Source organism: Arcanobacterium sp. (ex Cirak et al. 2026), assembly GCF_053585065.1.
Map to the genome: position 1 here is coordinate 126,985 of NZ_JBQJCE010000001.1, position 21,762 is coordinate 148,746.

19 protein-coding genes and 3 tRNA genes are annotated in these 21,762 nt (G+C 53.9%); 11 read left to right on the plus strand and 11 right to left on the minus strand.

Features of this window, described 5'->3' with window-relative positions:
• Nucleotides 1-133: 133 nt before the first annotated feature.
• Both ACTOVJ_RS00555 and ACTOVJ_RS00560 read right to left on the minus strand, forming a co-directional pair.
• A complete protein-coding gene (locus ACTOVJ_RS00555) occupies nucleotides 134-805 on the minus strand; it encodes a hypothetical protein (RefSeq protein WP_449501563.1) in 672 nt (223 codons plus the stop codon).
• 484 nt (nucleotides 806-1,289) lie between these two features.
• Nucleotides 1,290-1,376: transfer RNA gene (locus ACTOVJ_RS00560), tRNA-Leu, on the minus strand.
• 204 nt (nucleotides 1,377-1,580) lie between these two features.
• Here ACTOVJ_RS00560 and ACTOVJ_RS00565 point away from each other — a divergent pair.
• The 6 genes from ACTOVJ_RS00565 to pknB all read left to right on the plus strand — a co-directional run bounded on the left by ACTOVJ_RS00565 (nucleotide 1,581) and on the right by pknB (nucleotide 8,918).
• Nucleotides 1,581-2,279, plus strand: coding sequence for an FHA domain-containing protein (locus ACTOVJ_RS00565; protein ID WP_449501562.1), 699 nt, complete (start codon nucleotides 1,581-1,583; stop codon nucleotides 2,277-2,279).
• Complete coding sequence (locus tag ACTOVJ_RS00570) at nucleotides 2,276-2,782, plus strand: FHA domain-containing protein FhaB/FipA (RefSeq protein WP_449501561.1); 507 nt, start codon at nucleotides 2,276-2,278, stop codon at nucleotides 2,780-2,782. Before ACTOVJ_RS00565 ends, ACTOVJ_RS00570 begins: the two co-directional genes overlap by 4 nt.
• Entirely contained in the window at nucleotides 2,779-4,062 is a 1,284-nt protein-coding gene (locus ACTOVJ_RS00575; protein WP_449502812.1) for a protein phosphatase 2C domain-containing protein, read from the plus strand. The genes ACTOVJ_RS00570 and ACTOVJ_RS00575 overlap by 4 nt, the downstream gene beginning before the upstream one ends.
• Nucleotides 4,062-5,555 (plus strand): FtsW/RodA/SpoVE family cell cycle protein, encoded by a 1,494-nt coding sequence (locus tag ACTOVJ_RS00580; protein ID WP_449503812.1) that lies wholly within the window; start codon nucleotides 4,062-4,064, stop codon nucleotides 5,553-5,555. Before ACTOVJ_RS00575 ends, ACTOVJ_RS00580 begins: the two co-directional genes overlap by 1 nt.
• On the plus strand, nucleotides 5,552-6,988 hold the full coding sequence (locus ACTOVJ_RS00585; protein WP_449503811.1) for a peptidoglycan D,D-transpeptidase FtsI family protein: 1,437 nt from the start codon (nucleotides 5,552-5,554) through the stop codon (nucleotides 6,986-6,988). Before ACTOVJ_RS00580 ends, ACTOVJ_RS00585 begins: the two co-directional genes overlap by 4 nt.
• A 94-nt stretch (nucleotides 6,989-7,082) precedes the next feature.
• Nucleotides 7,083-8,918, plus strand: coding sequence for a Stk1 family PASTA domain-containing Ser/Thr kinase (gene pknB, locus ACTOVJ_RS00590; RefSeq protein ID WP_449501557.1), 1,836 nt, complete (start codon nucleotides 7,083-7,085; stop codon nucleotides 8,916-8,918).
• Nucleotides 8,919-8,961: 43 nt separating this feature from the next.
• On the opposite strand, the gene ACTOVJ_RS00595 is transcribed toward pknB, so the two are convergent.
• Together ACTOVJ_RS00595 and ACTOVJ_RS00600 are read right to left on the minus strand one after the other, a co-directional pair.
• Nucleotides 8,962-9,117, minus strand: a complete 156-nt coding sequence (locus tag ACTOVJ_RS00595; RefSeq protein ID WP_449501556.1) for a hypothetical protein — start codon at nucleotides 9,115-9,117, stop codon at nucleotides 8,962-8,964.
• A 14-nt stretch (nucleotides 9,118-9,131) separates the two neighbouring features.
• Nucleotides 9,132-9,971: a class E sortase gene (locus tag ACTOVJ_RS00600; RefSeq protein WP_449503810.1), complete on the minus strand. Its 840-nt coding sequence runs from the start codon at nucleotides 9,969-9,971 to the stop codon at nucleotides 9,132-9,134.
• A 174-nt stretch (nucleotides 9,972-10,145) separates the two neighbouring features.
• Here ACTOVJ_RS00600 and ACTOVJ_RS00605 point away from each other — a divergent pair, with 174 nt between their 5' ends.
• Nucleotides 10,146-10,418 (plus strand): cell division protein CrgA, encoded by a 273-nt coding sequence (locus tag ACTOVJ_RS00605; protein WP_449501554.1) that lies wholly within the window; start codon nucleotides 10,146-10,148, stop codon nucleotides 10,416-10,418.
• Nucleotides 10,419-10,749: 331 nt separating this feature from the next.
• Here the strand turns inward: ACTOVJ_RS00605 and ACTOVJ_RS00610 are convergent, their stop codons facing one another.
• The gene (locus ACTOVJ_RS00610) at nucleotides 10,750-11,424 is read right to left on the minus strand and encodes a rhomboid family intramembrane serine protease (protein ID WP_449502810.1); all 675 of its coding nucleotides are present in this window, start codon (nucleotides 11,422-11,424) and stop codon (nucleotides 10,750-10,752) included.
• Nucleotides 11,425-11,426: 2 nt separating this feature from the next.
• The gene (locus ACTOVJ_RS00615) at nucleotides 11,427-11,948 is read right to left on the minus strand and encodes a peptidylprolyl isomerase (RefSeq protein ID WP_449501552.1); all 522 of its coding nucleotides are present in this window, start codon (nucleotides 11,946-11,948) and stop codon (nucleotides 11,427-11,429) included.
• A 170-nt stretch (nucleotides 11,949-12,118) separates the two neighbouring features.
• Between ACTOVJ_RS00615 and ACTOVJ_RS00620 the strand changes: the two genes are divergently transcribed.
• Nucleotides 12,119-13,198, plus strand: coding sequence for a hypothetical protein (locus ACTOVJ_RS00620; RefSeq protein ID WP_449503809.1), 1,080 nt, complete (start codon nucleotides 12,119-12,121; stop codon nucleotides 13,196-13,198).
• A gap of 86 nt (nucleotides 13,199-13,284) precedes the next feature.
• On the opposite strand, the gene ACTOVJ_RS00625 is transcribed toward ACTOVJ_RS00620, so the two are convergent.
• The gene (locus ACTOVJ_RS00625) at nucleotides 13,285-15,612 is read right to left on the minus strand and encodes a bifunctional metallophosphatase/5'-nucleotidase (RefSeq protein WP_449503808.1); all 2,328 of its coding nucleotides are present in this window, start codon (nucleotides 15,610-15,612) and stop codon (nucleotides 13,285-13,287) included.
• 438 nt (nucleotides 15,613-16,050) lie between these two features.
• On the opposite strand from ACTOVJ_RS00625, the gene relB reads away from it, so the two are divergent.
• The 3 genes from relB (at nucleotide 16,051) to ACTOVJ_RS00640 (ending at nucleotide 17,672) form a co-directional block, all read left to right on the plus strand.
• Nucleotides 16,051-16,266, plus strand: a complete 216-nt coding sequence (gene relB / locus ACTOVJ_RS00630; protein WP_449501549.1) for a type II toxin-antitoxin system RelB family antitoxin — start codon at nucleotides 16,051-16,053, stop codon at nucleotides 16,264-16,266.
• Entirely contained in the window at nucleotides 16,263-16,535 is a 273-nt protein-coding gene (locus ACTOVJ_RS00635; RefSeq protein WP_449501548.1) for a type II toxin-antitoxin system RelE family toxin, read from the plus strand. Before relB ends, ACTOVJ_RS00635 begins: the two co-directional genes overlap by 4 nt.
• 243 nt (nucleotides 16,536-16,778) lie before the next feature.
• Nucleotides 16,779-17,672, plus strand: a complete 894-nt coding sequence (locus ACTOVJ_RS00640) for a hypothetical protein (RefSeq protein ID WP_449503807.1) — start codon at nucleotides 16,779-16,781, stop codon at nucleotides 17,670-17,672.
• Between the two features lie 624 nt (nucleotides 17,673-18,296).
• Here the strand turns inward: ACTOVJ_RS00640 and ACTOVJ_RS00645 are convergent.
• From ACTOVJ_RS00645 to gyrA, 4 genes are all read right to left on the minus strand, one after another.
• Nucleotides 18,297-18,372 (minus strand) — tRNA-Ala (locus tag ACTOVJ_RS00645).
• Between the two features lie 146 nt (nucleotides 18,373-18,518).
• Nucleotides 18,519-18,592, minus strand: a tRNA-Ile gene (locus ACTOVJ_RS00650).
• A gap of 94 nt (nucleotides 18,593-18,686) precedes the next feature.
• On the minus strand, nucleotides 18,687-19,121 hold the full coding sequence (locus tag ACTOVJ_RS00655; RefSeq protein ID WP_449502807.1) for a DUF3566 domain-containing protein: 435 nt from the start codon (nucleotides 19,119-19,121) through the stop codon (nucleotides 18,687-18,689).
• 27 nt (nucleotides 19,122-19,148) lie between these two features.
• Complete coding sequence (gyrA, locus tag ACTOVJ_RS00660) at nucleotides 19,149-21,761, minus strand: DNA gyrase subunit A (RefSeq protein ID WP_449503806.1); 2,613 nt, start codon at nucleotides 21,759-21,761, stop codon at nucleotides 19,149-19,151.
• Nucleotide 21,762: the final 1 nt, after the last annotated feature.

Genomic DNA, 21,762 nt, shown 5'->3' on the forward strand with positions numbered 1-21,762 from the left:
CGAGCACATCGACGTCGTCGACACAGATCTCGGTAACCGCAGACACATCAGTGCACCGCAGACACATCAGTGCCGGGACTCAACGAGTCCCGGCACTGATGTACTGTCTTTTTAAAGAACGCCGTGCAAAGAATCAGGCGTTCTTTTTCTTGGAAGGAACAAAGCCCCAAGCAGCGAGGAGAATACCCACCACGATCAGGCCGATGCCGGCGATGTTGGCAATCTTGCCAACCAGACCCCAGCCGTAGGCGTTGAGCAACATGCCACGAATGGTGTTGCCATTGAGGAAGGTTTCGGTGCGAAGCTTCTGGAGCTGAGCTACTTTCGCAGCCTCCGGATACTTCGACTGTGGGTTTGCCATTTCTTTGCCAACCAGAACCTTCAGGGTCTTCTCGTCGGCAGTCGGGTTATCGGCCTTCACCTTAGCGGTGAGATCCTTCTGTGCAGCTGTTGCAAGGTCGCCGACTGCGGCATAGTTTGCCTTATCCTCAGGGATACCGGCTGCCTTTGCAGCGCTGACCATGTGAGCGAGAACGAAGTTATCCGACCACACCTTGGCCTGATCGCCATTCTCAAGGATCTGCCCAGCGTACTGCGACACAGCATCACCGTCAGCCTGGGTCAGCTTTCCTGCCTCCACCTGAGCCTTGATGGCTTCTGCCGGTGGGAACATGATGTGCTGATCACTCAGCTGCTGCTTAATGAAGGAGTTGGCAAACATACCACCAATGAGAGCGCCGATGCCAACGAGAACAAGGATAATGCCGACAATTTTCGACAGCGTCTTGTAAACCTGAGTAGCCACTAAACGTAGCTCCTTTCTTGAACAACCCTTGCGGATTCGTACGAGTCTGTCACGCTATGCCCGATGATCTTCCGACTTCGGTGCGCGTTCAACTAGCACAGTACACCCGCTTTCTCGACGAGAAAAACAGTTGGTGACATTTTTAGAGCATTGTGTCGTCACAAAAATACCCTCTAGGACCTAAGACTGGGACTTGTGTCCCACTACAGGTAAATGTTCCCTGGTATTCAGCACATAGCGAGAGCGGTTCCCAGTCCATTTACACCCGACTTTAGACCTAGAAAAAGAAGGAATTCACATAAATCACTGAACATGTCAGAAAAGCTAAGCACCGGATCATACGTCACAGCGTTTTTCATTGACTTCAAGCACGGATAATCGTGTACTAATTCAGACACCAAGAATACGAATCTTGACGGCCGACATTCCCGGCCAATAACAAAACCCCGATTCTCTCTTTTCATTGAGATATCGGGGTTTTCGTTGGTGCTCGAGGGGGGACTTGAACCCCCACAGTGTTGCCACCACACGGACCTGAACCGTGCGCGTCTACCAATTCCGCCACTCGAGCATGAGTAACAAAGAAACATAATACTGTCCAGTTACCATCGGTGCAAACCTCACTCTCTGGCCGAACCAGTGACGTGACACACATAAAATTTCCAGCACGTAAACCCTGAAGAACCACCTCAGCCCCTCAGGTGAGTGCCCCACGCCCGCGAAACAAGTAGTGTTATATTAGGTAAGTTTTATTTTCGTTAACGAGGAGCAGTTCATGGGTGCATTTGAGAGGCTCGAACGTAAAGTTGAAAACGCTGTCGATAGCGTGTTCTCACGGGCTTTTCGTACCGAGTTGAAGCCGGTCGAGCTAGTGAGCGGGGTCAAAAAGTGCATGGATGACCGCTCTGCCACGATGAGTCGCGATCGCGTAATCGCTCCAAACGACTTCATCGTCACTCTCTCGGGCGAAGACTGTGAAAAACTCACTGACTGGGGCGAAGATTCCCTGCGCGCTGAACTCGCAAGCGCAGCAATCGCCTATGCACGCGAACAACGCTACACATTCCTCGGCCCTGTCCGCGTCAAATTTGCCTCATCCACGCAGCTCCCCAAGGGCAAGATCTCCGTACACGGATCTTCCCGACGCGGCGCGGCGGCACCTGCCACCACCACTGACGCGTCACCTGAAAATCCCATGATCGACGTCGCCGGCGAACGTTACGTCCTTACTGGCCAGGTGACTGTGCTGGGACGTGGATCGAGTGCCGACATCGTGGTCAATGATTCGGGTGTTTCACGCCGCCACCTCGAACTCAAAATTACCCCCGGTGGCGTGATTGCTACTGATTTGAACACCACCAACGGATCATTTGTCGAAGGGCATCGGATCACCGCTGCCACTTTGGTCGATGGGAATACGATCACCCTTGGACGTACAAAAATCATGTTTTGGACTTCCCCGGAGGCGCTATGAACGCGATCCTTTTCACCGTTCTTCGCTTCGGATTCCTTGCACTTCTGTGGCTCTTTGTTCTACTCGTCTTACAGACAATCCGTGCCGACGTCTTTGGAACCCGCGTTGCCGACCGCGGCCAACGAGGCTCCTCCACTGATCGAAAAGCGGCAGCTCGTGCGCGTCGAGCACAGCGTCGCGAAACGCCACTGACGTCTGCCGGCTCCGTTGTCGCACGTCCACGTCTCGTCGTCGTCGCTGGGCCACTCACTGGAACGACTCTCCCTCTCGGGTCAGCATCCATTACCGTAGGACGCTCACCCGATTCTGCACTCGTTCTCGACGACGGTTTCGCCTCCTCGCGCCATGCTCGTTTCTACAACGAAAACGGGCAGTGGTGGATTGAAGATTTAAGCTCCACGAATGGAACCTGGGTCGGAACTGAGCGTATCCATGCTCCAATCCCTCTGCGCCCAGGCACACGCGTGACCATCGGTAAAACAACGATGGAGCTGGCCCAATGAGTGTCCAGTTCAAGTACGCGGCTTTTTCCGACATCGGGTTGGTTCGAAAATCAAACCAAGATGCTGGGTATGCTTCCACCAATCTGCTGGTCCTTGCCGATGGCATGGGCGGAGCAGCCGGCGGAGATATCGCGTCCTCGGTGACCATCGCACATTTAGCTGAAATCGACGACACCCATCAAGCCGACGAACTTCTGCCTCTCCTTCGCCGTGCTCTGGCAGAGGCACACGAGGATTTGATCGAACGCGCACATGAAAAAAGCGAACTCGAAGGCCTCGGAACCACCTGTATCGCCATTTTGCGAACCTCAAATAAGTTAGCCATGGTTCACATCGGCGATTCTCGGGCCTACCTCCTGCGCGACGGCAAACTCACCCAGGTCACGCGCGATCACACGCTAGTCCAATACCTTGTTGATCACGGCCAGCTCACCGAAGAAGAAGCCGCACACCATCCCAAGCGCAACGTCATCATGCGCAACATCGGAGATTCACCCGAGCCTCTAGATCTTGACGAATCAATCCGCGAAGCCGTGGTTGGAGATCGCTGGCTATTGTGCTCAGACGGCTTATTCGGCGTTGTGTCAAACGAGACGATCGCACAAGTACTCGCCACCCCTGAGATTGAAGACGCCGGTGCGCAGCTTATCGATTTAGCTCTCGCTGCTGGTGCCCCAGACAACGTCACCGTTGTCGTCGCGCAGGTGCTACCGTCGTCGGGTCAGCCTTACGATCGTGGCCCAATCGTGGTGGGCTCTGCCGCAGCCGACCGACGTCGCCCCTCACGGCTCGGGCATGGGGCCGCCGGCCGTGCAGCTGCGCTGACCAAACGCAACGATATGGCCGATGACGATCCCGAGGACATGTCGAACCGACGGAAGATTTGGCCCAAGATTGCAGCGATTTTTGGGATCATCAGTCTCGTGACAGCCGGACTTTTCGGTACCTACACGTGGACGCAGACCCAATATTTCGTTGCCGAAAACAATGGAAAAGTAGCTATCTTCCAGGGCATTCCTCAGCACCTAGGACCAATAGAATTCGCTTCCTTACACTCGACCACCGACATCTCCGTCGACGATCTCACTGAAGTCGCTCGACAGCGTTTACTTGCGAGTCCGATCACCCGTTCGTCTCTCGAAGATGCACAAAAGGCAGTAGAAGATCTCGCAAAACAACACGTCGCCCCGTCGCCCCACCCGAGTGCGTCACCAACCTCGGCACCTAGCGGGCAACCAACTGCCTCGCCTTCTGCCACACCGACACACGGAGGGAAATGATGAGCATCGTTACCTCACGCGTTCCTCAAAAAGGACGTGGAACTGAACTTTTCCTCCTCGCACTCGCTCTCATTGTTGTTCTCATGGCCTGGGTGCTCGTGCATGTGGGAGTGAACGGAGGAGCAACCTCCGCAGACGTTCTCCCACCAAATTTTGTGGTGGTCGCAGTGGTGACCACGGTTGCTGTGCTGGCACTTCACCTGGGAGTTCGTTTCCTTGCGCCCTGGGCTGATCCTCTGATTCTTCCTGTGTCTGTGCTTCTCAACGGGCTCGGCCTGGTGATGATTCATCGAATTGATTTTTCTCTTGTTACTCGCAGCGGACACACAGAGCTCAAAGGTCAGCTTATTCTGAGCGTGGTTGGCGGGATTCTCATGCTTGGAACAATCGCCATCATCCGCGATCACCGAAAGCTTCGAAAGTTTACCTACCTGTCTTTGATTGCCGGACTCATTCTCCTGCTACTGCCGATGGTTCCCGGAATCGGGGTAACCATTAATGGCGCGCGACTGTGGATCCGAATAGCAGGTTTCTCCTTCCAACCAGCTGAACTCGCCAAGATTTGTCTTGCCGTTTTCTTCGCTGGCTATTTAGTGGCCCAGCGCGACAATCTCTCGCTTGCTGGCAAGAAAGTTCTTGGGCTTCAACTACCTCGTCTGCGCCATATCCTTCCCCTTCTTATTGGCTGGCTCGCTTGCATGGCCTTACTTGCAATGGAGAAAGATTTTGGCATGGCCTTGCTTTTCTTTGGCTTATTCGTTGCCATGCTCTATGTAGCAACCGAGCGAGTGAGCTGGCTCGCTATCGGTGGCGTACTAACAGCCGGAGGTATCTGGGTCATCGTGCAGATGGCCGCCCACGTACGCGCACGCTTCAACGTGTGGCTGAACGCAATGGATCCTGAGCTGTACAACGCTTTAGGCGGCTCAGGCCAAGTGGTCAATGGATGGTTCGGCATGGCTAGCGGCGGGCTCTTCGGAACTGGACTCGGCCGCGGCTACCCCACTCTCGTGTACGCCTCGAATTCCGATTTCATCTTCTCGTCTTTCGGTGAAGAACTTGGATTGGCTGGAACATTAGCCATCTTGTGTCTCTACCTCCTCTTCGTGTCCCGTGCATTCAATGCTGGACTCCATCTCAACGATGGCTTCGGTAAGCTCCTCGCCACAGGACTCGGCTTCGTCATCGCCTTGCAGGTTTTTGTGGTGGTCGGTGGCATCACCCGCGTGATTCCACTAACAGGGCTGACGTTGCCGTTCCTCGCACTGGGAGGTTCCTCGTTACTGACAAACTGGATGATCGCCGGCCTACTTCTCCGTATATCGGATGATGCACGCCGCCCATTCACCCCGTCGCAAGCCCCACTCTCATCGATCTCTACTGGTCAGCTCCCAGAGGATCTGCGTGAAAACGACACTGCAGACTCACCCGATACTCATGCCGAAAGCCCCGACGACAATAACTCCCAGATGACGGAGGTGGTTCGCCTGTGAATCCCCCACTTCGCAAGCTCACAGCCGTTGTGGTCGTGATGTTCTTCACGCTGATGGCCGCAGCAAGTTACATCCAATTTTTCCGAGCTCCATCACTCAATGCTGATTCACGCAACGTTCGCACGCTGTACCGCGAGTATGGAACCGACCGCGGCCCCATCGTTGTCGCCGGCACACCAATTGCTGGCTCGGAACAGGTAGCCGATCCATACAAGTTCCTCCGCACCTACGCCGACGGCGAGCTGTACGCACCGATCACCGGCTACTTCTCAGTTGCATTCAATGCGATGACAGGGATCGAACGTCAAGAAAATTCCGTCCTTGGCGGCTCTGACGATTCATTGCTTTCGCAGCGCATCTCCGAACTCATCACAGGAAAACAACCCAAGGGTGGCGGCGTCGAGCTCACAATTAACCCAAAAGCTCAAAAAGCGGCCTGGGACGCACTAGGAAACCGACGCGGCGCCGTCGTCGCTCTTGAACCGGAAACCGGACGAATTTTGGCTCTCGTTTCTCGCCCAAGCTTTGATCCCAATACATTGGCGACCCACAAGAAGGCGAACGCTCAAAAAGCCTGGAAACAGCTCAACGCCGACGCTCGCAAGCCACTGTTGAACCGAGCAATCGGTGGAGATCTGTATGCTCCCGGCTCAAGCTTCAAGATCCTCACCGCTGCGACAATGTTGGAAAATGGCGCCAGCCCCGACACCCTAGTCCCTGCTCCTTATCAGTACACACCGACAGGCACAAGCGTGCCAATTTCGAATCCCGGTGAAGAACACTGTGGCGACGGATCCGGTCAAGTCCAGCTACGTCAAGCCTTCCTCCAATCGTGCAACACTACCTTCGCGAAAGCAGGGCACGATCTTGGTTACAACAAAATGAATGCGATGGCTCAGGCACTCGGCTTCGGCAAGCGCCAGTCAATTCCTCTTCAAGTGCGTCCGAGCCGCTTCCCGGAACCACAAGACAAAGCCGCGCTTGCTCAGGATTCCATCGGCCAGCGTGACATCCAAGTTTCTCCTCTCCAGATGGCGATGATGGCAGCAGCCGTAGCGAATGATGGCGTCCTCATGAAGCCGTTCCTGGTGGAAAGCACGATGACGTCTGATCTCGCCACAATCTCAACGACCTCGCCCACAGAGTTTTCTCGGCCCTTCTCGTCGAAAACCGCGAAAGCATTGCGTGAGATGATGATCGACGTCGTTAATAAGGGCACTGGTCAGCGTGCTGCATTGCGAGCAATCCAAGTAGCCGGAAAGACCGGAACCGCTGAGATCAAAGCAGGGATTGAACCGCATGCCTGGTTCGTCGGCTTCGATGCAATCGATCATCCGAAAGTTGCGGTTGCGGCCTTCGTCGAAAATGGTGGCGACGGCGGACGTACCGCCGGTCCAATCGCCGCGGCAGTGATCGAGGCGGTGTCCAGATGATTCGTAACCGAACTGCAACCGTAAAAAGCAGGCACTCGGACACAATTCCTAATATTGTCGAAAGCGCACTTTATTTTGTGGGAGAGAAAGAGTTATGACGGATATTCCTCAGATGCTCGGCGGACGCTACGAGGTCGGCGAGCTCATCGGCCGTGGTGGTATGGCCGAAGTGCACCTTGGACGTGACCGCCGTCTGTCGCGGTCAGTCGCCATTAAAGTGCTTCGTTCCGATCTGGCAACGGATCCTACTTTTCTCGCACGCTTCCGACGCGAGGCGCAAAGCGCAGCAGCGTTAAATCACCCGGCCATCGTGGCCGTCTATGATACTGGCGAAGAGGAAACGCTCTCCCCCAACGGCAACACCTATGCGCTACCGTACATCGTGATGGAGTATGTTTCGGGTCGTACCGTCTCCAAGCTTGTCGGGGGTGGAGACGCCCTGCCTATTAATGAAGCTGTTCAAATCGTCGTCGGCGTGCTTTCGGCGCTCGAATATTCGCACCGCGAAGGCATCATTCATCGCGATATCAAGCCGGGCAATATCATGCTCACTCCAGAGGGCAAGGTCAAGGTCATGGACTTCGGCATTGCACGGGCGATCGCTGATTCCTCCGCCACCATGACCTCCACAAATTCCGTTGTAGGCACAGCTCAATATCTCTCGCCAGAGCAGGCGCGTGGCGAAGTAGTGGACGCTCGTTCGGATCTGTACTCCACGGGCTGCGTCCTCTACGAATTACTCACAGGCAAGCCACCTTTCCAAGGTGATTCTGCTGTTGCCGTGGCCTACCAACATGTTTCTGAGCCACCGAAGCCCGCAAGCTCGATTGCCCCAGACATCCCTGACGTTCTCGATCGTGTGGTGATGAAGTCCCTGGCTAAGAAGCGCGAAGATCGTTACCAAAGCGCTGAGAGTATGCGTTCTGATCTACTGTCCGCGATGCGCGGTCAAGGAGTAACAGCGCCAGCTGTGACCACGTGGTCACAGCACACACCTGTGATTCCTCCACCGCCCGCCCCGACACACGTAGTAGATGCAACTGCATTGACCTCCACCACCACGCACACGACACCCGTTGCCGGTGCGCCCGAGAGCGATTCGAAGCGCAACCTCATCTATATCATTTCTGCTGTCGTGCTTCTGGCATTAGCTGTCGTGGGTATCGTCTGGGCAGTCACGAACTCTGGTTCTCAGCATACGCCGACGCCGACGCAGTCCACTGTCGAGCAGGTTGCTGTTCCAGACTTGTCGGATATGGATCAGACACAAGCACGCAAAGCTCTTGAAGCTGTGGGTCTGAAGATGACGATCGGTAAGGCAGTTGAAGACCAGAAGATCAAATCAGGAAAGTTCGTCTCGTCGTCCCCAGCGATCGGCGAAACTGTGCCAAAGGGAAGCACTGTTGAAGTGATCTTTTCCCTCGGCGTCGGCGACGTGAAAGTTCCTGATGTCACGAACGGAACCATTTCTCAAGATGCCGCACGCGCCACTCTCGAAGCTGCGGGCCTAAAAGTGAACCGCGTTGATTCGCGTAACACGCCTGGAATTGGTCGCGACTTCGTGGTCGAAACTGATCCTGCGGCGGGAACCTCGGTCAAGCGCGGCAGTGAAGTGAACCTGGTGGTTTCCTCGGGTCAGATTGACCTTTCGGATGTTCGAAGCCTGTCGAAGGATGAGGCAATGGCGGTTCTGCGTGATGAGCTCAAGATCAAGCAGATTACGGTAATCGAGGAGGTTAACCCCACGGTGGCTCCGGGAACAGTGATTGCGATGAGTCCGAACCCCGGCCAGCAGCCCTACGACGTATCTATCGAATTGAGGATTGCGAAGGCTGCCGACGCGGTTCCAGCGCCTGAACCTGTTCCAAGCCCGAGTGACGATCCTTCGGCTGAGCCGGATAAGAATTCACAGAAACAAAAACAGAATTAGATAAAAGTAGTGGCGGGAATCGAACCCGCCACTACTTTTATCTTCAGCCCACCGTGTTGTTGATGACTAGGTAATTCTCCTGTACCCAGGGAAATACGAATTCAAACAAGAGATAGACGATTGCTGCAAAGAGGATCAGCATCTCGATTGCCTTGAGCCACTTCGGCCCGGGCAATGCACGCCACAATGCTCCGTACATGAGGACTCCTTACTTCACTTCTTCTGTGCGCCTTGCGCGGCAATGGTTCGAGTTGATGGGTTCGACGGCGAAAGCGGTTTTGGCCCCTTGTAATTTGCAGGAACTTCCTTCGGATCGACGATTTCGATCGGCCGTCCATCTGCACGATCGACCCAGTGGTCGAGTTCAGCGTGGATGATCCACCGCTGATCCGAGACAAACGGCGGGTGACATGTGGTGATGGTCAGCAGACGCCGGGTTGGATTCTGTGCTCCTGGAGCGTTGACATTATGTTTTGCCATCGCGACGTATGGATCTGGCGCAACAACCTCAACGCGCGACGGTTCAACGATGAGATCCGACGTCGTGATGCGGTAGACAAGATACTTATCCTTCGTCTCGACGACGATCGGATCGCCGTCTTTCAGATCGGCAACGTTGCGCATGGGAGCACCGAAGGTCTGACGATGCGCAGCTGTGGAAAAGTTTCCAACTTGTCCTGGAAGAGCAGTGTTCTTGTACTTTCCAAAGTTACCTTTGTCCAGGATCGACTCCATGTCGACACCTTCGCGGATCGTGTACTCAAAGCCGTAGCCAAAGGATGGGATGCGCATGATGCCGAGGATCTGGCCTTCTTTGGTGGGGACGTCCTGGATCTGCGGGTCGGTGTAACGAGGAGCCCCGATCTTCAACGGCGGAACTCCCCATTCTTTGACTGTTTTATTAACTGTCTCTGCCTGCAATTTATTCGCTGCAATATCGGTGTACCATACCTGCCAGACGATAAAGAGGCCGATGAGCACGCCCGCTGTGATGAGTAATTCACCAATGACGCCGATCACCGCAGAAAATACGGATTGTTTTCGTTTTGCCACGAATATCCTCCATTTGTTAAGTGGTCTGAGTCGATACTAGTCATGATGTCAATGAAGTTGCTAGAGACCCTGATCTCGCAAATATACAACTGTGACAGTATTTCGCATTATCTCACCGGTACCGGTAGTCTTGTTACCAGTCATATTTGTCCGCGTCCGTCTGATAGGAAGAGCATGCCGGAGTCGAAGAAGCGCAAGGAAACAATCGAGCACGAAAAGGTTACTGCACGCCGCTCAGCCAAAGAGCCCAAGATGAAGGATGTCTCGCCACGCTGGTGGGTTCCCACCATGCTCGTCTTTGCGTTCATTGGTCTGATTTTCGTGGTGACTGCTTATGTCACTCATGGACAGTATCCGATCCCAGGCCTACCGAATGGAAATATCAACCTCTTCATCGGTATCGGCGCTATGCTCATTGGGTTCCTGATGACAATGGGGTGGAAGTAAGTTCCACCAGTGAACGATTAAAGGAGGACGGCATGTGCCGTCCTCCTTTTTTACACAGCGGCGAATGACATGCGTGTAATTCTCCACAGGTTATCCACAGCTTGTGGAAAACCACTCTCTCTTGTGGCGAAAAATAGCAACATTTTCCCAGGTCAGAATAAAATGACAAGAATGTAATTACGCCTGTGTATTTTATCCACAAGTTATCCACAAGATGTGGAAAAGGGTGTTCCCCGACGTTGACGCCGGGGAACACCCTTATTTTTTACTGTTTCAGTCAGCCCTATCGAAAGTCCTCTTCAATACCAGCTCAACTCGTCATTCGACATCGTCAGAATAACGTTGCAAGACCAGCGAGACCGATAAAGACACCAACACCCACTACGGTATGCCAGAAACGAGTCGCTGAGACAGTCCGACGTCGGGACACTAACCAAAGCCACGTGAGAAGTGCTCCAAGCGCCAGCCCGCCGACGTGAGATTCCCAGGAAATTCCGGGAACCACGAAACCGAGTACAAGATTAATACCAATCAAACCCAGAATACCGCTGTCTTTCGAACCAAAACCACGCTCAAGCACGGCATAGGCGCCAAAAAGACCGAAAACTGCACCAGACGCGCCCACAGTGACAACATCGGGATAGCCGAATGTCGCTGCCCATACTGCCACGGCAACGTTGCCAGCGATCGCAGACAACAGGTAGAGCGTCGCAAAACGAATCTTGCCCAGTACCGGTTCAATGACACGACCCATGAGAATCAACGCATAGATGTTGAACAACAAATGGACGAAACCCGCATGGAAAAACGCGCTTGTCAGATAACGATAGGGCTGTAATGCAGCAAGTGGTGGATAGAAGAGAAAATCGTAAGTGAGGCGAGGCATCAGCCATCCGAGCACAGCCATTGCCACACATGACACCGCGAGCACCCCTGTCACCGCGGGAACATCAAGACGAAAGTGCCGCTCCCTGCGTTGAGGAGCGGCACCAAACGAATCTGACACGATTACTCGGAAACTTCCACCGAAGTGATCATGATGTCGTCAAGCGGACGGTCGCGGCCATCAACCGGGGTGGTAGCGATGGCGTTGACAACTGCCTTCGAATCTTCGTCCACAACCTTGCCGAAGATGGTGTGTTTGCCGTGCAACCACGTCGTCGGTGCAACCGTGATGAAGAACTGTGAACCATTCGTACCGTGTCCCATACGAGTGCCAGCGTTGGCCATCGCAAGAACGTAAGGCTCGTTGAAGGTCAGTTCCGGTACGATTTCATCGTCGAAAGTGTAGCCCGGGCCGCCAGTTCCAGTACCGAGCGGATCACCACCCTGGATCATGAAGCCGTCGATGACACGGTGGAAAACGACGCCGTCGTAGAGCGGACGCGATGTGTGCTCACCCGTTGCCGGATCGGTCCATTCGCGCTTGCCAGTGGCCAGTTCAGTAAAATTCGCAACGGTCTGCGGAGCCTGCTCAGGGAACAGTTCGAGACGGATGTCGCCCTTAGTTGTATGCATAATTGCTTCCATGCCGCCCATTTTCGCACATCGTCGGTAGAAAATTCCACGAGCGGCGCAAAACGCACTAGCTGTTGGCGAAATTTCACGGGGTAAGAGAACAACTTGGATGCGGAATGATCTCCAAGATGGAAAGATGGACGCAGAAGGATCATATCCAGATCCGAAACGGAGGAGAAATCATGGGTCTTTTCAAGAAGTCCGCAAAGGACAAGGCAGCCACTGCCACAAACGTTGCTGCCGATAACCTCACGGAACTCGCCACGAAAGCGCGTACGTGGGTCGAAGCTGCCAGCGAAAAGATCGTTCCGGTAGCAACCGAAGCCGTCGTGAAAGTTTCTGAAGCTGCGAAGGATGCAGTTCATACTGCTAAGCCCTACGTCGAGGATGCAACTGCACGTGTTCAAGACGCTGCAGCCACTGCGGCAAAGAACGCGAAGCCCTACGTCGATGACGCCGCTGCACGAGTGCAAGCTGCAGCAAAGGAAGCCGCAAAGACTGCGAAGCCATACGTTGATGACGCGACTGCGAAGGTTCAGGCCGCAGCCAAGGACGCTCGTGCAGCAGCCAAGCCCTACGTTGATGATGCGCAATCCCGAGCCGCAGAAGCTGCCACCAAGGTTCGCGAAGACTACTACCCACGTGTGCAACGCGCGACCGAGGCTGCTTTGGACGAAGCGCGTCATTCGAAGGGCGATCTTGCGTCACGTGTCAAAGATGTTGTGTCCGCTTCCAAGAAAGAGCTGGTGAAGCCGCAGAAGAAAAAGCGCGGAGTGATGAAGAAGCTCGGTTTCCTTGCTCTTCTCAGCGCTGCTGCTGGAGCAGTTTACGTGATCGTGCAGCGCTCTAAGCCGGTCAATGATCCATGGGCAGAATCTTACTGGGAGGATCTGACCAAGGAAGAGACCGACGGCGCAGACGCCCTCAAGAATCACGCCACTGAAGAGACTGAGACCTTGAAGGAAAAGGCTGCTGACCTCGCTGATGTGGCCAAGGATAAGGCTGCTGATATCGCCAATGCCGCCAAGGATAAGGCAACCCAAGCTGGGGATTACGCCTCGACGTTGGTTGAGAAGGCCAAGGAGGCTGGAGAAAAGCTTACTGGGAAAGCTGCTGACAGTGCCGAGGAACTTGCCGACGCCGCTGAAGACACAGTTGACGAGGCCAAGAACGAAGTGGAAACCGCAGGTGATCGCGTTGCTCGCGTAGCTGAGAAAGCTGAAGAGCGCGCTGCTGCGATGAAAGAAAATGGCCAGGTCTAATTTTCACTCTTCGTACTCAACATAAGGGAGTGCCCCAGGAAAGTTCCTGGGGCACTCCCTTATCTCAGGATCGACACATCTGAGAATCAACGCCTGCGCAGCGCTGCCATCGCACCAGCGCCGACGATGACGAGCGCAAGGCCGCCGAACGCCAAGCTAGCGACATTCGCACCCGTATGCGACAGGCCATCGTGTGGAGTCACCTTGGTATTCGAACCAGCAGTTCCTGCTGAACCCTGACCAGATTTTCCTGACTTGCCTGTCCCGTCACCAGTGCCAGCTTTGCCTGCGCCGGCCTCACCAGTGCCAGCCTTTCCGGCTGCGGTCGCCGCGCAGTCGACTGTGACCGCCACACCCGCGTCGGGAGAGACGACGGTGGCGAAATCAGTGGCAACAGTCAACGGAACCTTCACCTGACCACCCGTGGCAGGGCATGTCGCAGACACAGGGACTTCGAGTGTTGCGCGTCCTGCACCGTCGGTCGAGATGACAGCCTTCTCAGAGTTGGCGTTCACGTCAAGCAACGAGTTATCCACTGTCGCTGAAACCGCAGGACCACCGGCAGATACCTTGACGTTCTTTGTGACGGACGGGCCTTCTGAGAAAGACAGACCTCGCAGAGTGACCTTGACCTTCTCACCGTTCTTGACATGGTCACGATCGAGGGTCAGGCCAATGGATGCCTTCGCAGCACGCTCAATGATTGGCTTCTTGGCCGCTGCAAGACCCTTGAGGTACTTATTGAACTCATCACGGTCAAGGTTGGCTGTGACTTCGAAGTCTCCACCAGCGGTGAGCGCATCGAAGGTGTCTCCACCGGCGAGGAGGAAGGTCACCGAACCGACTGTGTACTTCTTCTTCAGATCAATCGGCTTGCCGTTCACTGTCACCGAGGTGATGCGCTGACCGAATGGCTTGGTCACATCGTAGGTGTAGGACACGTTGGAGGAAAGGCCAAGTTTGAGCATCGGACGCGAGTTCTGTGAGTTCAGATCCGTCTTCCACTGCTGTTCAAGAGCCTTGACAAAATCGGCACCCGTGATCGTCACGTAGCCGATCGCATTCGAGAACGGCATCACCGCGAAAGTGTCGGCATAGGTAATCACGCCATTCTTCGGAACGAGATCTTCGCGCAGGCCACCAGCGTTGATAATGCCGATATCAGCCTTCTTGCCATTCTTCGTCACCACAGTATCGCGCAGCGAGTCCGCCACAAGATCGCCGAGCGACGATTCGATTCCGCGATTTGAACCGGGGTAAGTCTTGCCCTCTGCCGAGGTGAAGACACCACGTCGGAACTCGCCCTTCACTCCTGTGACAATCGGCTCGGCACCCTTTTTCTTCGATGTCTCGACAGCCTTATCAACGATCGCCTTGATCTTCGGTGCAGATGCTGATGTGGACGAGTCACACTCGGCTACCTTCGCAGCTGGGATCAGCTTCGCATCCGCCGACACAACCTTCTTCGCCTTGGTATCGAAAGAGATCGAGAGCAGACCCATGTTGTCGGTGTAGGATCCCGAAGCGACGCCAGCCAGATGAGGATTAGCAGAGGTGAGCTTTTCTTTCGAGTTCACCGCATCGAACTCGTATGGCACGTGGGTGTCGCCGCCCATGATGCCGTCAACGTTCGATCCCATCTTGGGGAAGTTGTTCTTGACATCGTCATCGAGCATCGCCACAACGACGTCGGCAACCTTGTCTTCCTTGAGCTTGGTTGCGAGCGTGTTGATCTTGGCGATTGGATCGGTGAATTTCATGCCTTCGGTTGTGCGCGGGCTGAGTTTGAAAGGGACATCCTCCGCGATCGCGCCGATGAAGGCGACCTTCACATGAGACTCAGGAGCCTCCCAGATCGCGTATTCGCCGAGGTACGGGACTGTTTTTCCTTCGACGTTTGTCCAGCTTCCCAGACCTTCAACATTCGCACCGAGGTAAGGGAATGTCGTTTGGTGGAACTTCTCCTTTTGGGAACCGTCAACGCGCGCTTTGAAAACAGCCTGCCCCATATCAAGCTCGTGGTTGCCGATGGTCGAACCAACAGGTTTGAGTTCATTCAAGCCTGCAATCGTGGGGTTGTCATCGAGAGAGCCAGAGGTAAAGGGCGATGCGCCGATATTGTCACCAAGGAGTGTAAAAGACGAATCAGGGTGCTTTCCTCGCACATCGTCGAGGAAGCACCCCATTTTTTCAAGTCCAGCTTCAGTCACTGTGGACTTTCCGGTTTTCTTATCGTCTTTTTTCACCAGCTCGATATGACCGTGAACATCCGTCAGCGTGTACAGGTCAAGTGTCACCACATTTCCCGACGACGTCGGCGCGGACGTCTCGTTGTCCGCAGCAAACGCAGTCATCGGGGTGGCAATAAGAGCACAAGCGGCAGTCGTTGCCGCTGCGCGGGCGAAGAGTTTCATAGGGGATCTCCATTTTCGTGCAGATTGGGTTCTGACGCTCACACCCTACCAAATGAGATGCGCATCATTTCTGGTCTGTGGTGAAAGTGGAACAAAGATGCAGCGAGACACAGGCACTCAATGGTAGAGAAATAAAAATTCCCACTCATATGAGCGGGAATTTTTATTGGTTCTTTGTACTCAATAAAAGACACAAAGCGAGCTACTGCTAGCCGAGAGTGAGCTACCCAAATTTCCTCTTGAAAACAAGGGTGTTACTCGACTGGAAGTTCATTGCACTTCACCCCGAAACCGTTATTGGGTTGACTCGACAGCGCAACAACTGGAATGCGACTGGCATTGAGCGAACCTGCACTTGCCAACCCACAAATGCATCGTGCAATGGTGAACCTTGAATCCGGCAATTCAACGTATTACTATGTATTCAGGAGGTTTGAGATGGTTACAATGACACTTCGCGTCAACGATAAGGATGCTGAGCTGGTTCGTCGTTACGCAGATTTCGAAGGAAAGACGATTTCAGACTTCATTCGTGATGCAATTTTCGAAAAGATTGAAGATGCACACGACATTGCTTCATTGCGCAAAGCGATCGCTGAGGATGATGGCACTCGTTACACTCTTGACGAAGTTGAAAAGATGTTGAGCCTGTGACAGGATACCAAGTTCGACTTTCAAAACAAGCGACAAAACAGCTCGGGAAGCTAGACAAGTTTCAGGCAAAACTGTTAATAAAGTGGATTCGCACTAACCTCGAGAATACGCTCGATCCTTACGCGCACGGCAAAGCCTTAGTCGGGAATAGAAGCGGAGAATGGCGCTATCGAGTGGGCGATTATCGGATTATCTGCATTATCGAGAATCAGACTGTTACCATTCACGTTCTCGAAATCGGTCATCGCCGCGATATCTATGATCGCTAATCGCAGTCACCCTGTTTAGACATGACATTGTCCCAGCGAGAGTAACTCTACAGTTTCCTGCAAGCCAGAGCTCCACTGGGGCTTCGTGTTTATTATACAAGAGGCAATAACATTCAGTACCTCTCCTGACTGGGAGGAACAAACGAAGCAGGTTTTGGTTAAAATGGGAGCCACCATTCTGCGTCACGAATTCTCCACCTGTACAAGGGTGGGGCAACCGCCCCTCTGAAGGAGCCTGCCGAGATGACCGCACACAGCTTCAACACCTTCTTGCTCCACCCGCAACTACAAGGAGAACCGAGCATCGCCCACCTTCGCGCATGGCTCGAATACAAGACCGGCCGCCTACTTGTCGATGGTGCGCCAGTAGCCGACCCTGACATGTCTGCTGCAGCGAAAGCCTTATACCGCGAGCTTTGGTGCGAGACACTCGGAGTGGAAGTACGGCCAGGGTCAGGCAATTCTGGGCAGCCAGAACAATACGTGCAAGGCGATTGGATGTGCACAGTAGCCACTGTGCTCCGCGAGGGGTTGCGGATACTAATTGCGCTACACCCGGAACTGTGTGGATGCTTCCCTCCCCGCGTACGCGACTGCGTAGGGGGAGTAAAATACACTTGGGGGCCAGCCCTTCTGCATGACATGAGCCAACCCACAGGTCAGCAGAAGCTTCGTCAGGTGTGGGCAAACGAAAATCTAAGCAAGTTTGCGCGTAACGCATACACCGCCGCGAACCTTATTATCGTGCCAGATGGCTTCAACGGTCCGCGGGGAATCGACCAAGGCATCAAAGACTTCTGGGACCTCACTCTGCAGCGCTCCTGGAAAGAAGCACGCCCACTAGTGAAAAAAGGCGAAGCGCTGAGTCAAGCATTCGCGAAACTCATGGAAAAGAACCTTGCGACAGGTGATCCGCTCTGCCTTGCACCTTGGTTAACTGATGATGGCGAAGTGCGAGAACTCACTGGACTGCACATAGTGTTCCCTGAGCTATTTACAGGTGAAGAAGAAACTAGCGATGCGGCTGCAAATCACAGTCCTGAAGAACGTTTCGTAGCTTGGAATGAGCTCCTCGGCGACATGAACTCGCGCATCCTTCAACGCCGTCGGCTACTCGAAACAGCGCACGAGTGGTAATCGGTCTAGCGCGTTTCTGCGTGTTGAGCCAAACACAACTTGCAGCATGAAGCATTCTCAGTTTCGGTTTCAAAATTGTGACGCTTCACAGATGGATCCCATGCAATGCGTGAATCTCGGTATTTAGCGCAATAGAAGCCTCGTGCAATAGCGAACCTCAAGCTTCGATTACCAGTTTTTCTTAGTAAAAGATTGCACTCGGGAATTTTTCTTCAGATGTTCTGCTAACTCAGGCAAGAGCATTTCAGCGAGCTTCATGACTCCTTCATGCGCAACTGTCGTCCGCTGAAGATTCCTTTCGCCCAATAGCACCTCATGGTGTAAAGCACGATTGCGCACATGATTTATTTGCGCCAGAGTTTTCTCTACTTACTTGCACCCGATGCCCCTTGGGAAAGCCCACATTAGGCAGGCGTCCAGAGGGGTCTGTCTTCTTCAGCTCCATCAAACTAATTCTACCCGTCTAGTCTCAGCGTGACCCGAACCCGCGCAGACATGGCTCTAACGTCAGCAGCCACCACATAAATCGTTCTGACCAGCGCTTTTAGAGCTTCGTGTAATAGAGAACCCTCGGGAAATGAAAAGCACCTACTTCGTGTTTTTGTATCACTTAGTAGGTGCTAATGGTGGAGCTAAGGGGACTCGAACCCCTAACCCCCTGCTTGCAAAGCAGGTGCGCTACCAATTGCGCCATAGCCCCATATTTATTTATTCGGGATCAGAAACCTTCTCCCATGTAGCTTCACGTTCGCGAAACTCAAGCCACTTGATGAAGATACCATAACCAACGGCTGCAATAGCAACTGCTGAAAGAACCTTTTTCATGGCATCCCCTTCAGTGGACTGTGGGCCTAGATGGACTCGAACCATCGACCTCTACATTATCAGTGTAGCGCTCTAACCAACTGAGCTATAGGCCCAACATTTCGCCCCTCAAGAAGGGCACTCGAAAAGAATAGCGCACCCGGCTCAGCGAATCAACTTCGTAGGCCGGGTGCGCGTTGTAGATCACATTTACTCGTCAGAGACGGTCAGTGTCAGCCCCCCAACCAGCGATGCCACAAGATTGTAAATCAGTGCAATCACAGCGCCCAGAGCAGTAAAAAGCACGATTTCAATAACGGCAACCACCACGGCAAACGGAATAAATCGACCGAACTCCATGTACTGTGCCAGTTCCATCAAACGCGGCTCGCCCAGAGTATTTATCAACTCAGTGAGTTGACTCCACACATGCATAGCATCGAGCACAAGCCACAGAACCGTTGCTGCAACAACAATCATGATGCCCAGCGCCACCGACAAAAGGAACGACAGTTTCAGTGCCGACCACGGATCAACTTTCGTCACCGTCATCTTCACGCGGCGAATGCCCACATGCACCGTAGCAGGCTTAGCCTTGACCGGGTTTGTCACTGCGGGCGCGATATGCGTGATTTCCTCGCTCATTTTCTACCCTTCGTTTTGTTGGCGACCCTATTTGGCCTCGTCGTTAGATTCTGCCACGTCGGTGTCCGTTGCGGTACCAGTTTCAGTGTTCTGCGCCGACGCCGGAACTTCGTCTGCTGCGGAGGTCACAGCGTCAACGTCGGCGTTTTCGGTGTCCTCAAGCTTGTCTTCTTCGGCTTCGAGGTTAAGCGCAATCGCGATCACACGATCCTTCTTATCCGGACGAGCGAACGTAACGCCCTGAGTGTTGCGACCAGTGAGGTTGACTTCATCAACCGAGGAACGCACAACCTTTCCGGACTCCATGATGACGAGTACTTCATCGCCTGGCTGTGTAATGAGTGCGCCCACCAAATCGCCACGCGATTCAACGAGATTTGCCACCTTGATTCCCAAGCCTCCACGACCCTGGAGTCGGTATTGCTCAACCTGCGTACGTTTAGCGAAACCACCTTCGGTGACAACAAAGACTTCAGAATCGTCACGGACAACTTCCATCGTCAGTAGTTCGTCACCGTCGCGGAACTTCATGCCTGTCACACCTGAGGTACCGCGACCCATCGGACGAAGTGCATCATTCGTCGCCTTGAAACGAAGCGACTGACCATGCTTGGACACGAGAAGGAGATCGTCTCCCTCGTTGGCAAGCTTAGCCGAAACCACTTGATCCACATTACCTTCGGCATCTTCACGAAGCTTGATCGCGATCAATCCAGCAGAGCGGGCAGAATCGTAGTCTGAGAGCTTTGTCTTCTTAATCATCCCGCTCTTGGTTGCCAGAATAAGGTATTCTGCCTGGTCATAGGAACGCAACGAAATTGCAGACGCGATCGTTTCACCCGGCTGGAACTCAAGCACATTGGCGATGTGCTGTCCCTTCGATTCACGCGAACCTTCGGGGATCTCGTATCCCTTGGCGCGGTAGACGCGGCCCATGTTCGTAAAGAACAGGTGCCAATCGTGGGTGGAGGCAATACCAAAATTCGTCACGACGTCGTCTTCGCGCAACGTCGCACCCTTGATGCCCTTACCGCCGCGGTGCTGCGCACGGTATTCGCTTACCTTCGTCCGCTTGATATAACCCGAACGGGTAATCGTGATAACGACGTCTTCTTCGGTGATGAGATCCTCAACGCTCACTTCGCCGTCATACGGCAAAATCACCGTACGACGATCGTCACCAAACTTGTTCACAATCTCTGAAAGCTCATCGGAGATAATCGCACGCTGGCGTTCAGGCTTGGCCAAAATATCACGGAAGTCCTCAACCATTGCGAGCTTTTCATCGCGCTCATCAATGATCTTTTGACGTTCCAAAGCCGCCAAACGGCGCAGTTGCATAGCCAAAATATGATCAGCCTGGATCTCGTTGATCCCCAGGAGATCCATTAAACCCTCGCGCGCAGAATCCACTGTGGGCGAGCGACGGATCAGGGCAATCACTTCATCAAGCGCGTCGAGAGCCTTGACTAGTCCCTCCAAAATCATCAAACGCTCAAGGGTCTTGCGCAGGCGGAACTCAGTGCGCCTACGGATCACATCGACCTGATGCATCGTCCAATGATGGACAAAACCGTCAAGGGAAAGCGTACGCGGAACACCGTCGACCAAAGCAAGCATATTCGCCGGGAAGTTATTTTGGAGCTGGGTGTGCTTGAACAGATTGTTCATCACAACCTTCGGCACTGCGTCCTTCTTGAGAACAATGACAATGCGCTGTCCCGCACGGCCTGACGTTTCATCTCGGATATCAGCGATGCCAGCCAAACGGCCGTCCTTGATTCCCTCAACGATCTTGTCCAGGAGGCGATCAGGGTTGACCTGGAACGGAAGATCAGTGACCACCAAACACTGGCGGTTGTTGATTTCTTCCACCTTGACCACAGCGCGCTGAGTAATTGAGCCATGGCCGGTTCGGTACATTTCCTCAATGCCCTTAGTGCCCAGAATCGTTGCACCAGTGGGGAAATCTGGACCCTTAATACGCAGGAGCAATGCAGCGAGAAGCTCTTCACGCGTGGCGTCGGGGTTTTCCAAATACCACTGCACACCAGCTGCAACTTCGCGCAGATTGTGCGGTGGGATTCGCGTCGCCATACCGACGGCGATACCCTCGGACCCGTTGACCAGGAGGTTCGGGAAACGCGATGGCAACACCATCGGTTCTTGGACGGAGCCGTCGAAGTTCGGTTCGAAATCCACGGTATCTTCGTTAATATCACGCACCATCTCCACAGCGAGTGGAGCCATACGAGCCTCGGTGTAACGAGGAGCAGCAGCTCCAAGATCACCAGCAGTGCCAAAGTTACCTTGACCAGCCACGAGCGGATAACGCATCGCCCAGGGCTGAACCAAACGAACCATCGTGTCGTAAATCGCTGCGTCCCCGTGCGGATGGTAGTTACCCATCACGTCACCAACGATCTTCACTGACTTCGAGAAGGACGAATCTGGCCGGTAGCCGCCGTCCCACATCGCGTAGATCACGCGACGGTGAACTGGCTTCATGCCGTCACGCACATCAGGAAGTGCACGGCCGACAATCACGCTCATCGCGTAGTCGAGGTAGGAAGTCTCCATCTCCTTTTGGAGATCGACATCCAGGATATGTCCGTGGTTGTACTCAGTTGTTTCACTCATT